General features: G+C 43.3%; 17 protein-coding genes. 6 read left to right on the top strand and 11 right to left on the bottom strand.

Annotated features, from left to right (window positions below; translation table 11 throughout):
* Positions 1 to 47: 47 nt before the first annotated feature.
* The 9 genes from AAFX28_RS12855 to nrfB all read right to left on the bottom strand — a co-directional run bounded on the left by AAFX28_RS12855 (position 48) and on the right by nrfB (position 7,946).
* Positions 48 to 1,181 carry a flagellin gene (locus tag AAFX28_RS12855; RefSeq protein ID WP_408688177.1) on the bottom strand — a complete coding sequence of 378 codons (1,134 nt, stop codon included), beginning with the start codon at positions 1,179 to 1,181 and terminating at the stop codon, positions 48 to 50.
* 123 nt (positions 1,182 to 1,304) lie between these two features.
* On the bottom strand, positions 1,305 to 2,207 hold the full coding sequence (locus tag AAFX28_RS12850) for a Dyp-type peroxidase (RefSeq protein WP_408688175.1): 903 nt from the start codon (positions 2,205 to 2,207) through the stop codon (positions 1,305 to 1,307).
* Between the two features lie 82 nt (positions 2,208 to 2,289).
* On the bottom strand, positions 2,290 to 2,748 hold the full coding sequence (locus tag AAFX28_RS12845) for a DUF2919 domain-containing protein (RefSeq protein ID WP_408688174.1): 459 nt from the start codon (positions 2,746 to 2,748) through the stop codon (positions 2,290 to 2,292).
* A 72-nt stretch (positions 2,749 to 2,820) separates the two neighbouring features.
* The gene (locus tag AAFX28_RS12840; protein WP_408688173.1) at positions 2,821 to 3,243 is read right to left on the bottom strand and encodes a cytochrome c-type biogenesis protein; all 423 of its coding nucleotides are present in this window, start codon (positions 3,241 to 3,243) and stop codon (positions 2,821 to 2,823) included.
* Positions 3,244 to 3,284: 41 nt separating this feature from the next.
* Positions 3,285 to 3,821, bottom strand: coding sequence for a DsbE family thiol:disulfide interchange protein (locus tag AAFX28_RS12835; RefSeq protein WP_408688172.1), 537 nt, complete (start codon positions 3,819 to 3,821; stop codon positions 3,285 to 3,287).
* Positions 3,799 to 5,694 carry a heme lyase CcmF/NrfE family subunit gene (locus tag AAFX28_RS12830; protein ID WP_408688170.1) on the bottom strand — a complete coding sequence of 632 codons (1,896 nt, stop codon included), beginning with the start codon at positions 5,692 to 5,694 and terminating at the stop codon, positions 3,799 to 3,801. Before AAFX28_RS12830 ends, AAFX28_RS12835 begins: the two co-directional genes overlap by 23 nt.
* A gap of 2 nt (positions 5,695 to 5,696) precedes the next feature.
* Entirely contained in the window at positions 5,697 to 6,668 is a 972-nt protein-coding gene (gene nrfD / locus AAFX28_RS12825) for a cytochrome c nitrite reductase subunit NrfD (protein WP_408688169.1), read from the bottom strand.
* The gene (gene nrfC, locus AAFX28_RS12820; protein WP_408688167.1) at positions 6,668 to 7,357 is read right to left on the bottom strand and encodes a cytochrome c nitrite reductase Fe-S protein; all 690 of its coding nucleotides are present in this window, start codon (positions 7,355 to 7,357) and stop codon (positions 6,668 to 6,670) included. Before nrfC ends, nrfD begins: the two co-directional genes overlap by 1 nt.
* 1 nt (position 7,358) lies before the next feature.
* Positions 7,359 to 7,946, bottom strand: a complete 588-nt coding sequence (gene nrfB, locus AAFX28_RS12815; RefSeq protein ID WP_408688165.1) for a cytochrome c nitrite reductase pentaheme subunit — start codon at positions 7,944 to 7,946, stop codon at positions 7,359 to 7,361.
* 539 nt (positions 7,947 to 8,485) lie between these two features.
* Between nrfB and nrfA the strand changes: the two genes are divergently transcribed.
* Entirely contained in the window at positions 8,486 to 9,853 is a 1,368-nt protein-coding gene (gene nrfA / locus AAFX28_RS12810) for an ammonia-forming nitrite reductase cytochrome c552 subunit (protein WP_408690869.1), read from the top strand.
* Between the two features lie 80 nt (positions 9,854 to 9,933).
* Here nrfA and AAFX28_RS12805 read toward each other — a convergent pair whose 3' ends face one another.
* Positions 9,934 to 10,473: a tetratricopeptide repeat protein gene (locus AAFX28_RS12805; protein WP_408688163.1), complete on the bottom strand. Its 540-nt coding sequence runs from the start codon at positions 10,471 to 10,473 to the stop codon at positions 9,934 to 9,936.
* An 84-nt stretch (positions 10,474 to 10,557) separates the two neighbouring features.
* On the opposite strand from AAFX28_RS12805, the gene AAFX28_RS12800 reads away from it, so the two are divergent.
* Positions 10,558 to 10,902, top strand: coding sequence for a DUF2956 domain-containing protein (locus tag AAFX28_RS12800; RefSeq protein WP_408688161.1), 345 nt, complete (start codon positions 10,558 to 10,560; stop codon positions 10,900 to 10,902).
* The gene (locus AAFX28_RS12795) at positions 10,886 to 11,218 is read left to right on the top strand and encodes a DUF4156 domain-containing protein (protein ID WP_408688160.1); all 333 of its coding nucleotides are present in this window, start codon (positions 10,886 to 10,888) and stop codon (positions 11,216 to 11,218) included. The genes AAFX28_RS12800 and AAFX28_RS12795 overlap by 17 nt, the downstream gene beginning before the upstream one ends.
* 42 nt (positions 11,219 to 11,260) lie before the next feature.
* Here the strand turns inward: AAFX28_RS12795 and AAFX28_RS12790 are convergent, their stop codons facing one another.
* Positions 11,261 to 11,548 (bottom strand): helix-turn-helix domain-containing protein, encoded by a 288-nt coding sequence (locus AAFX28_RS12790; protein ID WP_408688159.1) that lies wholly within the window; start codon positions 11,546 to 11,548, stop codon positions 11,261 to 11,263.
* 235 nt (positions 11,549 to 11,783) lie between these two features.
* Here AAFX28_RS12790 and AAFX28_RS12785 point away from each other — a divergent pair, with 235 nt between their 5' ends.
* Genes AAFX28_RS12785 through AAFX28_RS12775 form a run of 3 tightly spaced genes read left to right on the top strand, consistent with a single transcriptional unit; the run spans position 11,784 to position 13,968 of the window.
* Positions 11,784 to 12,131 (top strand): ArsC family reductase, encoded by a 348-nt coding sequence (locus tag AAFX28_RS12785; protein ID WP_408688157.1) that lies wholly within the window; start codon positions 11,784 to 11,786, stop codon positions 12,129 to 12,131.
* Positions 12,132 to 12,157: 26 nt separating this feature from the next.
* The gene (gene dapE / locus AAFX28_RS12780) at positions 12,158 to 13,291 is read left to right on the top strand and encodes a succinyl-diaminopimelate desuccinylase (RefSeq protein WP_408688156.1); all 1,134 of its coding nucleotides are present in this window, start codon (positions 12,158 to 12,160) and stop codon (positions 13,289 to 13,291) included.
* Positions 13,291 to 13,968, top strand: coding sequence for a M15 family metallopeptidase (locus tag AAFX28_RS12775; protein ID WP_408688154.1), 678 nt, complete (start codon positions 13,291 to 13,293; stop codon positions 13,966 to 13,968). Before dapE ends, AAFX28_RS12775 begins: the two co-directional genes overlap by 1 nt.
* Positions 13,969 to 13,970 lie beyond the last annotated feature (2 nt).

Here is a 13,970-nt window from a genome sequence, read left to right as displayed (position 1 = left end):
TGCTAAAGCTTTCACTTCCTCTGTCGATAATGCTCTCTTGCTTTAATTTAACCGAGCAGTGTTAGCGCTAAATTTGGTTGTTGCTTAGCCTGCGCCAAGATAGAGGTACTGACCTGTTGTAGGATCTGTTGCTTGACCATCTGGGTTGTTTCTTTCGCGTAGTCGGTATCTTTAATCCGGCTATTTGAAGCTGATAGGTTTTCATTTACATTGCCCAAATTATTGATGGCATGGTTGAAGCGATTTTGCATTGCACCAAGCTCTGCCCTGTGGCTATCAACGTATTTAAGGGCCGTATCAATAATGGAGACAGCTCTTTGTGCGCCACCTACTTCAGAAATATCAATATTATCAACCGCTTCATATCCAGACAGATTCATATTTAGCTCATTTGCTAAACCACCAGAAAACGAAATTGTTCCTGATGTTTCTTTACCTGACATAAAGATTTGCAGCTGCCCTTCCTCATTAACTGACGCCGAGACTTTGTCAGTTTGCCCATTAATATAGGTAGCTAGCTCTTCAATATCATCGCCTGATTTAGCGGTAATATTGATCGTTTCTTGCTGACCTTGAGCATTGGTATATTGCATGGAGAGATCTTGGCTGCCCTGCGAAACTTGCCATGAACTGTCTGCTTTTCCTGCTGCAATATAGCTAAATCCCCCCATATCTAAACTGTCAGAACGCATGTTTTTTAGTGACACTTGTACTGCTTCACCTGAACTCGCTCCGATCTGAAAAGAAGAGGATGAAAACGAACCATTGAGCAATTTTCGACCACCAAAAGAGGTCGTTTCTGCAATTCTGTTCAATTCATCGTTTAAAGCGCCCATTTCTTCTTGTAACGCATCACGCTCTGCACGACTGTTTGAGCCATTTGCTGATTGCAAAGAGAGATCTCGCATACGCTGCAGTAGATTAGTGGTTTCATTCATTGCACCTTCCGCTGTCTGCATAATGGAAATACCATCATTAGCATTGCGCATTGCGACATCCAGTCCACGCATCTGCGACTCAAGACGATTGGATATCTGCAAACCAGCAGCATCATCTTTTGCACTATTAATACGACTGCCTGATGCCAATCTTTCTAACGACTGGTTAAGCAAATCTGTCGCATTTGTCAGGTGACGCTGTGCAGTCATTGCAGAAACATTAGTATTGACAGTAATAGCCATGGTTATGGAGTATCCTTTTTTGGGTTACCCTCTGTATCGGCCAAGCTGTTAATTCTTTAATCGAAATAGAATAAAAAAACCGAAGCACTTGGCTTCGGTTTTCATTTTAAATTCAGTGTCGTACTACTTAACGTTTACGCTCTGTAGCATTTCTGCCGACGGTGCAAAGAAGTAAGCACCAGTGACCGCTGTCGTGAAACGAAGTAATTGGTCAGTCTTACCATCAGTAACGCCATACATGCTTTCAAGCATCGCTTTGAAATTGTGGAGGGTATTACAGTAAGCAATAAATAGTAGGCCATGCTCACCTGACACACTGCCGTATGGCAAGCTATGGCGAACAATCTTAAGGCCTTTACCTTCTTCTTTAATATCAACGCGTCCAACGTGTGACGCTGCTGGTACATCGTCTAATTCGATAGAGTCTGGCTTAGTACGACCAATCACTTTTTCTTGCGCTGAAACGTTTAGACGATTCCATGACGGCAAATTGTGAATGAAGCGCTGAACCATAACATAACTACCACCAGCGAACTCTCCTTGAGGAATGATCGCGACTTCTTCACGCTGTGCGTCTTTAGGGTTTTCTGTACCATCAACGAAATCTGTCATATCACGTGAATCTAGGTAGCGATAGCCGTAAGTTTCATCAACGACTGACACCTTCTCTGATACCTGAGCAAAGAATTTGCGTAATAAGTAGAAATGCAAATCATGGCGGTTTGAATGGCAATGGATCAAAACATCAACATCTGAGCTAGGAGCAACAACATCGCCTTGACCAAGTACTGGGAAATCAATCAGCTCAGCGGGAATCGCTACATCTAACTTGCTCCAGAACGCTTTGGTAAAAGCGATAGAAAGCGTTAGATCAGCACCCGGTTGTTGACCGTTCAATTCTTCAACCAATGCTGGTAAAGCTTTTAACTGCTCTAACACTGCTTGAGCGTCTTGGTTTACTTTTAACAAAGTGTATTGTGCAAATGGTCCTGCTTCAGGAAGAATGGCACTTTGAGGGTATGACATTATTAATTCCTCACTTATAATTTTTGCTCAGTGTATTTCGTTTTGATTTCAGAGTATTGACAACGATCATCGCTTGCTTCGATCATTGCATCGGAGGGTTCTTAAAACAGTCTCTGACACTCCGACTTTTGCCAATATAAAGAATTAACCATAGCAGTAGCAACATCACCGATCCATTAGTCCAGCTAAATGCTCCATGCACCAGATAAACATGATAGAGCGTTTGAGACAGTTGCAAGGTTGCAGTTACTAAGGTGACACTTCGTCCCCAGGTAACGATTCGATTAATCCAACGGCGTTCAGGGCTACGTAAGTTCACTAACCACATCAACACAATACTTGGGATGCCCATGGCGAGCCCGAGATATAACATTGTATGATCAGGATAAACAATCGACAGAATCTTACTGCCACTTTCACGGCTTGCACCGGCAACAACAAACACAATCCAAGCTTTGGCTAAAAATAACCAGCTAAACCAAAGGAGCTTTGGTGCTTTTAAAAAACCATGTTTGTCATATTGTTCTATAGCGTAACGCACTGATTAGTAACTACTGATTTGAAATTAGCTATTACTCTATACCAATTAACGCATTTTTCTATCAGTAAATTGTTAGGAGGAAGAAGAGGAAGGCCGAGCTTTTACTCGTTTAATCGATAAGCCGATAAACAAACCAAGCAAGATGATGGGTGCTAACCACAACAGTGCATTCGACAAACTGAACGCAGGTTTGTACAGGACGAACTCACCATAGCGCGCTGTCATAAAATCTATCACTTGTTGTTCACTCTCGCCTTGGTTGATTTTTTCGAACACGATTAAACGTAAATCTTTGGCAATAGGAGAGTTAGACTCAACTAAATTTTGATTCTGACATTGTGGGCAGCGTAATGACTTGGCTAGCCCTATTGCGGTCTTTTGTAGCTCTGGTGATTTGAATTCAAACAGCTCTACCTGAACATTTTGTTCCGACGTCGCTGGGGCAAAAAGGTCTTGTGAGGCAAATGTACCCACTGAAAAAACAACTAGAGTCATAGCTATCGAGAGTAAGACTTTAATACAGAAACCTTTCACCACTAGCTTTCCCCTTGTTCAAAATATGGAAGAAAATGCTTAGTCCATACTCGTTCGTTCAACACGCCAAGATGTTTATAAACAATCTCACCCTGCTTTGTTACCAAGTAGGTTTCAGGGGTTCCTACCACTCCTAAATCAAGCGCTAACTTTCCTTTGGGATCAAATATAACTTCACTATATGGATTTCCCAACTGACCAAGATAATTCAAAGCACCTGAACGTTGGTCGCGATAGTTCAAGCCCACTATTGGGATACCTGACTCTTCTAGTTGATTTAAGTATGCATGTTCTTGCTTACATATCCCACACCAAGAAGCCCATACATTGACGAGTTGATAATCATGGTCAAAAAGCTGGCTACTTTGCCTAATACCACCTTCTTCAAGTAGCTCTACAGGCATAACGGGGAAAGCTCGAACAACAGGCGTCGATTGAGGACCGAATTGCTGAGAATTGAGCCCAGCAAGTAGAAAACCGATAAAGCCAAGCAAACCAACAATAAAGATTGAGATTTTATGCTTGCTTGAAAGCGCCATGAACAACTCCTTTTCTTCGAGTGGAAAGTAAAGGTAACACAGCCCCGAATATAGCGACTAGAGCGCCCCCCCAAATCCAACCAATATACGCCTTGTATTGAATTTTCACGGCGTAAGAGTCTGCATCGACTTTACTACCAAGCGTCACATAGTAATCACCATGCCAGAAAGGTTTTATCGCAGGTTCACTCATATTCATCACACGAACAGGGTAATGGCGACGCTCTGGAATTAATTCAAACTCGCGCTCTCGTTGAGCAAAACGAATCACTGCTTTTTCTGCTGTGTAATTTGGCCCGATTGACCATTGTGTATCTAGATAGTCAACCTGCCAATCGCCAAATTGAACCGAACTTCCTACTGACATTTTATGGTTTACTTCATGGGAGTGTTCACTATTCATCACCGCGCCAATACAGCTAATGGCTAGGCCAACATGAGCAAGAACCATAAACGAGGCTTTTGCTTGCTTAACCGCGAGTAAACTGTGACTGGATGCTACCCAAGCACCAAGGCCCCAAACGATCATCACGATAGTTGACCACTTATCCACTTGCAGCCAATAAACGAATGCTCCAACAACAAACGAGGAGATAAATAGCGTGATTATTTTCAATGAGGAATAGTACGCACCACGATGCCACTTGAGCAGAGGCGCTAGCCCCATGCCAACTAGAGCTAATAGAGTCAATGGCAAAAATAAGGTATTGAAATACGGCGCGCCAACGGAAATGGAACCTAACCCTAGTAGTTCATAAACCATCGGGTAAAACGTACCAAGAAATACAGTAAAACTGGCGATAGCGAGCAAACCAACGGCTATGAAAGACAGGTAACTACGTCCATTCAATGCTTGAATAGGCTGGCTTTTTATTACATCACTGCGCTCAAACAATAAAGCAAATGAACCCATTAAAGTAACCGCTAAGATCAGCAATAGCGCGATCCCTTTACTCGGGTCGACCGCGAAAGCATGGACAGACGTCAACACACCGGAACGAACAATAAAGGTACCAAGAATACTCAAACTGAACGTCACTAGAGCCAAGATTACGGTCACGCGATTTTGTTGTTGATGGTTTTTAGCCGCCACCATTGCATGCAACAACGCAGTCCCCGTTAACCAAGGCAACAAAGAAGCATTTTCGACTGGATCCCAGAACCACCAGCCGCCCCAGCCAAGCTCATTGTATGCCCACCAAGAGCCAACCAATATGCCTAAAGTTAAAAACGCCCATGCAGATATTACCCAAGGAGTGGCTAACTTAACCCATTGAGACATGTAGACAGGTTGCATCAGCGCCGCTAGAGCGAAAGCGAGGACCGTAGAAAAGCCAATATAACCAAGGTAAAGCAAAGGAGGATGGAAAATAAGACCGACATCTTGCAACATCGGATTCAAATCTCGCCCTTGCTCCAACCAAACATCGGAATAGGCAAAAGGGTTCGAAGCAAATAAGGTAAACCAGCTAAATGCAGCAACAAACAGCGTCATGACCAACAAAACATCTTGCAAGTAATGCTCGCTGGCTGAACGAATATAGGAAATACATGCCGACCATAGCGCTAAGGTAAAAACCCAAAATAATATTGAGCCTTCATGTCCGCCCCAAACCGCTGCCATTTTGTAGAACACCGGTAATGCAGAATTAGAATGAGAGGCGACATAATGAAACTGGAATTGATCGGCTATAAATAAGTAGCCAAGAATAATAAGGCTCAACAGCGCCAATACACCATTAAGCCTCACAATCCACGAAAAGGAGAGTGTTGGATTTTTCTTACACCATTTTTGCCATGCATACGTTCCAGCCCCAATAGAGCTAGATACCGCAATCCAAACCAATGCAAAATGACCAAACTCTCCTACCATACTTAAACGACCGTCATCTGCCCTGCATACAAAATAAAGGTACGCAGCATCAACACGCCGACTAAACTCAACGTCGTCACGATGAAGATGTAGCCACCACTATGACGTGCTTCTTTAGGTGCGACTGCATTGAGTGTCAACGGTAGAACCATGCCAATCAATACCACACCAAACCAGAACCAGTTAGACCAGAACCCGCCACCAATTGCATTCCAAGCCGCCACTTCATTCTGACCACCACTAAAGATTAAGCCAGTAAAGAAAGTTACGAGGACGAACAATTCAAACAAGACGACCGGACGCTCAAAGCGGTGAACCCAAGAAACACTTGGACTTGTTGCTGACTCTTTAAACACCAATATGCCGAACATCAAACACGCTGCAGCACCAGAGGAAAGACTAGAGAACAAGAACAAAATCGGCAGTACTGGGTTATTCAGCATTGGGTAAGTTTTCAGCGCTGAAAGCAGGAAGCCTGTATATGCCGCTAATACGATTGCCAAGAAGCCTAAAAACAGCTCAATACCATTAGAGAACTTACCAGACTTAATCAGGATTCCATCAACCAAATCGAGCAACTTCGTTGGCAGTTTACCTTCACAGAAGCGAATGATTTGATGGCGGAATAGAATCCCGATCCAGATAAACAATACAATCATGTACACCTGGAATAAGATGACACCCATCGACATTACTGAGCTCGGGTTGTAGAAAATCATGATCTTCCAAAATGACAAAGGTTTAGTTAAGTGGAAGATAAGAATCGTTAACCCAGAAATAATACCAAACGGTGCTAGCCAAGCCATTGCCTTGAAGATGCCGTTATTTGCAGGATCGCCTTCAATGACTTTTCGTTTCAGATAGAGAGAGATCATCACGGCACCAGCGGACATACCCGCTAAAAACAGATAGATTGCAATAATCCAGTCCCACACCAGAGAGTCAAAGTGGAATGCACTTTCAAAACCATTCATTATGATATCTCCCCTTTCTGATGAGGCACTTTGTACAACTTAGGCTTAGTCCCAAGATGCACTTTGTCTCGGTATACGGCTTCGTTGTTTAATACCTGATTAATCTCACTTTTCGGATCATTGAGATCACCAAAGATCAGCGCTTTCGTTGGACACGACTCGACACACGCAGGCAATTTACCCTGGGCCAAATTAGTATCACGACAAAAGTTACATTTATCGGCAGAGTGATCTTCTGGATTAAAGAAACGAACTTGATACGGGCACGCGGCTAGACAGTAACCACAACCAACACATTTGTCCTTGTGTACGTCGACAATACCTGTTTTTTCGTCTTTGTACGCTGCCCCTGTTGGACACACATACACACACGGTGGGTTCTCACAATGTTGGCAAGATTTGCGAGTAAAACGGTAATCAACGTCTGGGAACTCTCCTTGTGGCTCACTACGTATTATCTCTAGGCGAGAGACACCTTCAGGCACCTTATTCACCTCTCGACACGCTTCAGTACAAGCAGTACAACCAATACAAGCCGTTTCATCGTGAACCATGCCATAGAGTTTATTGCCATCTTGCTCGACATTCGCCAAGGATTTACGACTGTTAAAAACAGCAGTCCCGGCAACACCTGTGGTAAAAATTAGTGCCCCCGATCCAGCTAAGAAGTTTCGTCTAGAACAACTCATACTACTTCTCCTTATTCAGCTGATTAAAATCAGAGTGACAATCAACACACAACTTAATGCGCTCTTTACGCTCAAGTCCTAACACCTTCGTTTTACTAGCATGAACATCATGACAGTTTGAACAAGTTAAGTTTTTAGCATGCACATCATGCGTCCAGCTGTCGTCGCGTAGATATTGAGGTTGGTGGCAATCGGTACACTGGCTATTCGCCTTTAAGATAGCTTCAGGATCAAGAAAGACTTTGTCGGTACCCGACTGCGATTGAGCACTAGAGTATTTGGTCACAATTGGCGCACCTTCACGGTGATCTGGTCCGATATTGTTGTGACACTCAGTACACGTTACTTCACGGCCAAGAATTTTGTGCGCATCTTCACCATGTGAACCTTGGAGGGTTTGTTTTGAATCCTTATGACATTGGATACATTTGTAGTCCTTGTCACGGATAAGCGTAACCTCATGACGTGCTGACTTATCTTCAGACTGCACAGTTGAAGTGTCGGCAACGGCATGAAGAGAATAACCATAGAGGCAGAATGCAAGAATAGACTTTAGCATTATGACTATGGCCAACTTTATATTGCCCATATTATCCTTTCCTTATTCCCGTACCCGTTATTGAATATTCAATACGTCGATATACGGTTAAAAATTAAAGCCCCTTGATACATCGAAAATATATCAAATGAGATCAATTCTTATTTTGGAAAAGCCACAACGCTATTTAACTATATATTACTCCCACTACTCTTTAGAGGTAGTCACAACTGCTCAAAATTCGATCTTCATCACCTTAATAATTTAATGGTTAATATCACTAAGTCATTGATGATAATAAGTTTCATTAAAATCTTTACGAATCAACAAGTAACCCTTTAGGGGTATAAAAATCCCAATTTGAACTGGATCACTAGGTAAAATTGATCTCAAACAATGAACACTTATTAACAAGTTATTTAATTTATTTCTTTTTATTACAATATGTATCAGTTTCTCCAGTTCTTAGTTTGGAATAAAGCCAGTTCACAACGCTGCTTATAAAAACAGAATACGGAGATAGCACTGTGAATAAATTGCATTGGATACCAAAATCCGCTGCAGCATTAGCGATTGTGGCCAGCTCATTAATGAGTGTCACTAGCTTTGCTGCATCCGAAGAAAAAGGCTTAATTGACCCTCGTAACGACGCATACGAGCAGCAACACCCTGATCAATACCACTCTTGGAAAGCCACCTCAGAAAGTGAACACATCGAAGATGCTCTAGCAGAAGACCCAAACATGGTGATTCTATGGGCTGGCTATGGTTTTGCCAAAGACTACAATAAAGCGCGTGGCCACTTTTACGCTGTAGATGACGTCAGACAAACTCTACGTACAGGCGCACCTCAAGATGAGAACTCTGGCCCGATGCCAATGGCATGTTGGAGCTGTAAGAGTCCAGATGTGGGACGCATCATTGATGAGCGCGGTGAAGACGGCTACTTCGAAGGTAAGTGGGCTCGTCTAGGTGATCAAGTTGTGAACCCTATCGGTTGTGCAGATTGTCACGATACGCGTAGTGAAGGATTTAAGAACGGTGAACCTGCACTGGCGCTAGCTAAACCTTATGTCGAGCGCGCTTTCGAAGCGATTGACAAACCTTTTGCAGAGCAGTCTCGCCTCGATCAACAAGCGTCTGTCTGTGGTCAGTGCCACGTAGAATACTACTTCGTTAAGTCTGAGAAGAACGCCGTTAAATTCCCATGGGATCGCGGTACCACCGTTGATGATATGGAAGAGTATTACGACGCACTTGGCTTCAAAGATTGGACGCACAAAGTATCGAAAGCACCAATGCTAAAAGCTCAACACCCAGGTTACGAAACTTGGCGCGACGGTATTCATGGTAAGAACAAAGTCGCTTGTGTTGACTGTCATATGCCAAAAGTAACCAAAGAAGATGGCACAGTTTATACCGACCATAAAGTAGGTAACCCATTCGATCGCTTCGAAGATACCTGTGCAAACTGCCACACGCAGTCAAAAGAGCAAATGCGAGAAATCGTTTCAACTCGTAAAGCGCAAGTACTTAACATGAAACTTACTGCCGAGAAGCAAATTGTCGCGGCTCACTTTGAAGCTGGTGCTGCATGGGATGCTGGTGCAACAGAAGCAGAAATGAAAGATATCCTACAAGATATTCGTCATGCTCAATGGCGCTGGGATTACGCAATAGCATCACATGGTGTTCACATGCATGCACCTGAAGTTGCGCTTGAAGTTTTAGGTACCGCAGTTGACCGTGCGGCAGATGCCCGTACTAAGATTGTTCGCTTACTCGCGAAGAAAGGTATTACTGAGCCCGTTGAGTTACCAGACATTTCAACTAAAGCAGCGGCTCAGAAAGCGCTAGGTATGGACATGGATAAGATGAACTCTGATAAAGAGAACTTCTTGAAAACCGTAGTTCCTGACTGGAATAAAGCAGCTGAAGAGCGTGAATCTAAATACTAAGATCACACCATCAACCAAAAAAACCGGCGTAATTCGCCGGTTTTTTATGCTCTTTAAAAGAGCTAAATGTCAACGTGGCACTAAGAGTTATTCAACATTGCTTTCGCTTGATTTAACGAGCGAATAACTGACTCTCTGTCCAAATCTTTGCTGCTTGAATCCAACATAAGTGTCCAAGCATCGACAGCTTCTTGGTAGCGAAAGCTGATAAAGTGGTCGCTGGCAATCAATGCCAAAGCCGTTAAGTTTTTAGGTTCTAGCTCTAATGCTTGTTCTAGCAACACTCGAACCTCATCGGTCATTCTTTGTTTTTTAATGTAATAAAGCGCGCTTGCTTTAGCAGCCATTTGGTTCGCTGTAGGCTCATCACTCAAACGCAAGGCATAATCAAAACAAGTCAACGCTGAAGCAAAATCTTGATTATTCAAGTATCCATGTCCAAGCTGAAACCATAGTTCGGCTTGGTTGGGATCTTGCTTAAGTCGCTGCTGTAACGAATCCATCCACTCAGAATGAGTTTGAGCTACTGTATCTTCCACTTTAGGCTCAGGCTTTTCTCCTTGTAGCCAAAAGTAGAGAGGGGCAGACAGTGCTAAACTGACTATCAAAACTCGCTTCATTCTAAGACTCTTGATTTTATACATTAAGTTAAAATTATATCGTGATAGGATAAAACTATCTTTGATCTCGCAAGACCTATCAGTATGAAAAATAAAGTCGTTCCCTCGCAAGAAACACAAACGGAAGCAATGAAAATAGCTAAAGCGACTCAAAAGCCAGGCCAGACTAAAGAGCAAACCAAATTGATTGCTCAAGGCATTGAAAAAGGCATTGCCCAATACAAGAAACAGCAGAAAGAACGCTCAAGACAAGCAGACAAAGCCAAGAAGAAAGCACAAAAATCTAAACAGCAATCTCAGCAAGTTGAGCAAAAGACAGCTGAAGAGAAACCGAACGTTCAAGAAACAACAAGCAAAAGCACATTGTTACCTTGGGCACTGTTAGCAATTAGTTGGATAGGATTTATCGTATATGTTAGCCAGAGTTAGCTTACTCTTTAGCGCACTACTCATTGTTGGTTGCGCTACACCTGCGAAAGTCATACAGCCAGACGCAGAAACTGTTCACCTTAGACTCGACGCATCTTTTAATGCCGATAAATGCCAATGGCTTGGAGAAGTCACTGGTAATGAAGGTCATTGGTACAGTTACCTCTTTTACCCTAATGACGTAATGGTGCGTGGCGCAATGAACGATATAAAAAACCAAGCCCACCAGTTAGGCGCTAACACGGTTTATATGGTTCACCCTCAGGACTTCGTTACCTCGTTCACGGTAATGGGGAATGCCTACCTTTGCCCTTAGAAACTAAAAAAACCTAGTGCCTACACTAGGTTTTTTTCTTTGCTAGGCATTAAAGCCTAAACTTGCGGCAATGTCAGACTTACGGTCAGTCACCCATTGGCTATCAAAGGGCCCCCAGTCTGATAGTTGATAATAGCCATCGTTATGACGTCTGCCATCTTGGACAAATGCCAGTTCAATGCCAATGCCGGGTAGAGCTTTGATGACGTCTTGAATCGTTCGACGTGGCCAGCCTGTTTGCTCTATTAACTTCGGAACATTTGGGCGCTCTAGATTTTCTACCAATAATGCAAGATACAAGCGCCTTGCAAAAACAGGACTCAATTCCATTGATACCTCCTATAAATTTCTAGAGTCATTATTTCTGTTTTGCCCTGCTATGTGTTGCGTTTGATCAAAAACTCTACGATCGTCATTGTTTGAAACACATTTTTTTTGCCCAATGAAATATATCCATCACACTTTTGTCTCTGTAATCACTTCCTGATAGGATGCTTGAATACTAAAAATATGCTCCCTAACTCAGGTAGCCCAACACTAAAAAGTCACTTTCAAAGGTTCAACAATGACAAACACTATGTATGGCATTCCAAACTGCGACACAATTAAAAAAGCCAAGAAATGGTTAGAAGCAGAAGGTGTCGAATACAGCTTTCACGACTACCGTAAACAAGGTGTCGACAAGGCAATGGTTGAAACATTTTGTCAGCAACTTGGCTGGGAAAATGTTCTAAACAAGCGCGGCACAACCTACCGCCAGCTGACACAAGAGCAAAAAGACTCACTTAACGAAGCGAACGCTATCGAACTACTTGTTGAGCAGCCTGCAATGATCAAACGCCCTATTCTTGTTTCTGGTGACAGCTACCACCTTGGATTTAAAGCTGACCAGTACACTGCAATTTTCTCATAATTTTATTTTTCGAAAGGATTTCAAGGATGACAGACAGCCCAACTCTGGCTCTCGCAAAAGATCTCATTAGCCGTCAATCAGTAACACCAGAAGATGCAGGCTGCCAAGACATAATGATTGAGCGTTTAAAAGCGCTTGGTTTTGAAATTGAAGTAATGGTATTTGAAGATACGACCAACTTCTGGGCTCGTCGTGGCAGTGAAGCACCACTGTTCGCTTTCGCGGGCCACACTGATGTCGTCCCTGCTGGTAAATTAGAACTTTGGGACACGCCCCCTTTTGAACCGACCATTAAAGATGGTTTCTTACACGGCCGCGGCGCAGCAGATATGAAAGGTTCATTAGCCAGTATGATTGTTGCGGTTGAGCAATTTATTGCTGAGAACCCAGACCATAAAGGCTCGATTGGCTTTCTAATTACCTCTGATGAAGAAGGTCCATTTATCAACGGTACAGTAAGAGTTGTTGAAGCTCTTATGGCTCGTGGTGAAAACATCGACATGTGTATTGTGGGTGAACCATCAAGTACTGAAATCGTCGGCGATGTGGTTAAGAACGGCCGTCGCGGTTCGATTACAGGTGACTTAACGGTCAAAGGGATTCAAGGTCACGTTGCCTACCCTCACTTAGCGAAAAACCCTGTTCATCAGTCACTGCTGGCAATTAATGAGCTTGCAACCACAGAGTGGGATCAAGGTAATGCTTACTTCCCACCGACAAGCTTCCAAATTCCGAATGTTCATGCTGGTACAGGTGCATCAAACGTGATTCCTGGTGAATTCAATGTTCAGTTCAATCTACGCTTTAGTACCGAGCTAAATAACGATGCTATCGTTGCTCGAGTGACTGAAACGCTTGATAAACACGACTTAGATTACGATCTGAAGTGGACTTTCAATGGCGACCCGTTCCTAACCGATACTGGTGCATTACTAGATGCGGTAGTTGATGCTGTCGATAAGGTAAACCAAACCAAGCCGGCATTGCTGACAACTGGAGGTACATCTGACGGTCGATTTATCGCGCGCATGGGTGGTCAAGTGGTTGAGTTAGGTCCAGTAAATGCCACGATCCACAAAGTGAATGAATGTGTAAAAGTCGCTGATCTTGAAAAGCTCACCGACATGTACCAGAAAACACTTGAGAACTTGTTAGGTTAATGATGACGCCCGAGCAACTGACTGGTCAGACGCAAACTCATTTAATTGAGACCATTGTCGGTCAAAAAGCATTCTTGGTTCACACTAAAGTGAGTCAAGACTTACTCGCACTTAAACAATCAGCAACTCGGGCTGGATTCAATCTCAACATCGCCAGCGGCTATCGTGATTTCAATCGTCAGATGATGATTTGGAATAACAAAATGTCCGGTCGTACTGCCATTTTGGATAGCGATAGCCAGCCACTAGACTCCCAGCAACTCACCGATACACAAAAGGTGATGGCGATCTTGCGCTGGTCAGCACTACCAGGTGGCAGCAGACATCATTGGGGAACCGATTTCGACTTATTCGATCGTGATAGCTTACCGGATGGGACCCAACTTCAACTCGAACCTTGGGAATACCTGACTGGCCACCAGCGAAGCTTTTATCTATGGTTAAAAGAGCATGCCGAACAACACGGATTCTTTTTCCCGTATGCTCAAGACAAAGGTGGCGTCGCCCCAGAACCTTGGCATGTTAGTCACAAAGCTTCAGCCGCAGAATGCTTACAACAATTAACACCTGCACGACTTACTGAGCAACTCGTGTCTGCTCCCATTTTGGGTAAACAAGTAGTGTTAGAGCAGCTAGAAACGATCTACAATCAGTTTATTAGCAATATACATCAATAGGT

It is taken from the genome of Vibrio sp. TBV020, assembly GCF_046056895.1.
In the GTDB taxonomy this organism is placed as follows: domain Bacteria; phylum Pseudomonadota; class Gammaproteobacteria; order Enterobacterales; family Vibrionaceae; genus Vibrio.
Note: the sequence above shows the minus strand (reverse complement) of the source record. Positions and strands in the feature narration are given on the sequence as shown.

Bases quoted from the DNA above. Each gene is read 5' to 3' on its own strand.
- AAFX28_RS12795 (WP_408688160.1), top strand. From the start codon at position 10,886: ATGTTAGCCAGAGTTAGCTTACTCTTTAGCGCACTACTCATTGTTGGT.
- AAFX28_RS12785 (WP_408688157.1), top strand. From the start codon at position 11,784: ATGACAAACACTATGTATGGCATTCCAAACTGCGACACAATTAAAAAA.
- AAFX28_RS12830 (WP_408688170.1), bottom strand. From the start codon at position 5,694: ATGGTAGGAGAGTTTGGTCATTTTGCATTGGTTTGGATTGCGGTATCT.
- AAFX28_RS12800 (WP_408688161.1), top strand. From the start codon at position 10,558: ATGAAAAATAAAGTCGTTCCCTCGCAAGAAACACAAACGGAAGCAATG.
- AAFX28_RS12775 (WP_408688154.1), top strand. From the start codon at position 13,291: ATGATGACGCCCGAGCAACTGACTGGTCAGACGCAAACTCATTTAATT.
- AAFX28_RS12855 (WP_408688177.1), bottom strand. From the start codon at position 1,181: ATGGCTATTACTGTCAATACTAATGTTTCTGCAATGACTGCACAGCGT.
- dapE (WP_408688156.1), top strand. From the start codon at position 12,158: ATGACAGACAGCCCAACTCTGGCTCTCGCAAAAGATCTCATTAGCCGT.
- AAFX28_RS12840 (WP_408688173.1), bottom strand. From the start codon at position 3,243: ATGACTCTAGTTGTTTTTTCAGTGGGTACATTTGCCTCACAAGACCTT.
- AAFX28_RS12805 (WP_408688163.1), bottom strand. From the start codon at position 10,473: ATGAAGCGAGTTTTGATAGTCAGTTTAGCACTGTCTGCCCCTCTCTAC.
- AAFX28_RS12835 (WP_408688172.1), bottom strand. From the start codon at position 3,821: ATGGCGCTTTCAAGCAAGCATAAAATCTCAATCTTTATTGTTGGTTTG.
- AAFX28_RS12850 (WP_408688175.1), bottom strand. From the start codon at position 2,207: ATGTCATACCCTCAAAGTGCCATTCTTCCTGAAGCAGGACCATTTGCA.
- AAFX28_RS12790 (WP_408688159.1), bottom strand. From the start codon at position 11,548: ATGGAATTGAGTCCTGTTTTTGCAAGGCGCTTGTATCTTGCATTATTG.
- nrfC (WP_408688167.1), bottom strand. From the start codon at position 7,357: ATGAGTTGTTCTAGACGAAACTTCTTAGCTGGATCGGGGGCACTAATT.
- nrfD (WP_408688169.1), bottom strand. From the start codon at position 6,668: ATGAATGGTTTTGAAAGTGCATTCCACTTTGACTCTCTGGTGTGGGAC.
- nrfA (WP_408690869.1), top strand. From the start codon at position 8,486: ATGAGTGTCACTAGCTTTGCTGCATCCGAAGAAAAAGGCTTAATTGAC.
- nrfB (WP_408688165.1), bottom strand. From the start codon at position 7,946: ATGGGCAATATAAAGTTGGCCATAGTCATAATGCTAAAGTCTATTCTT.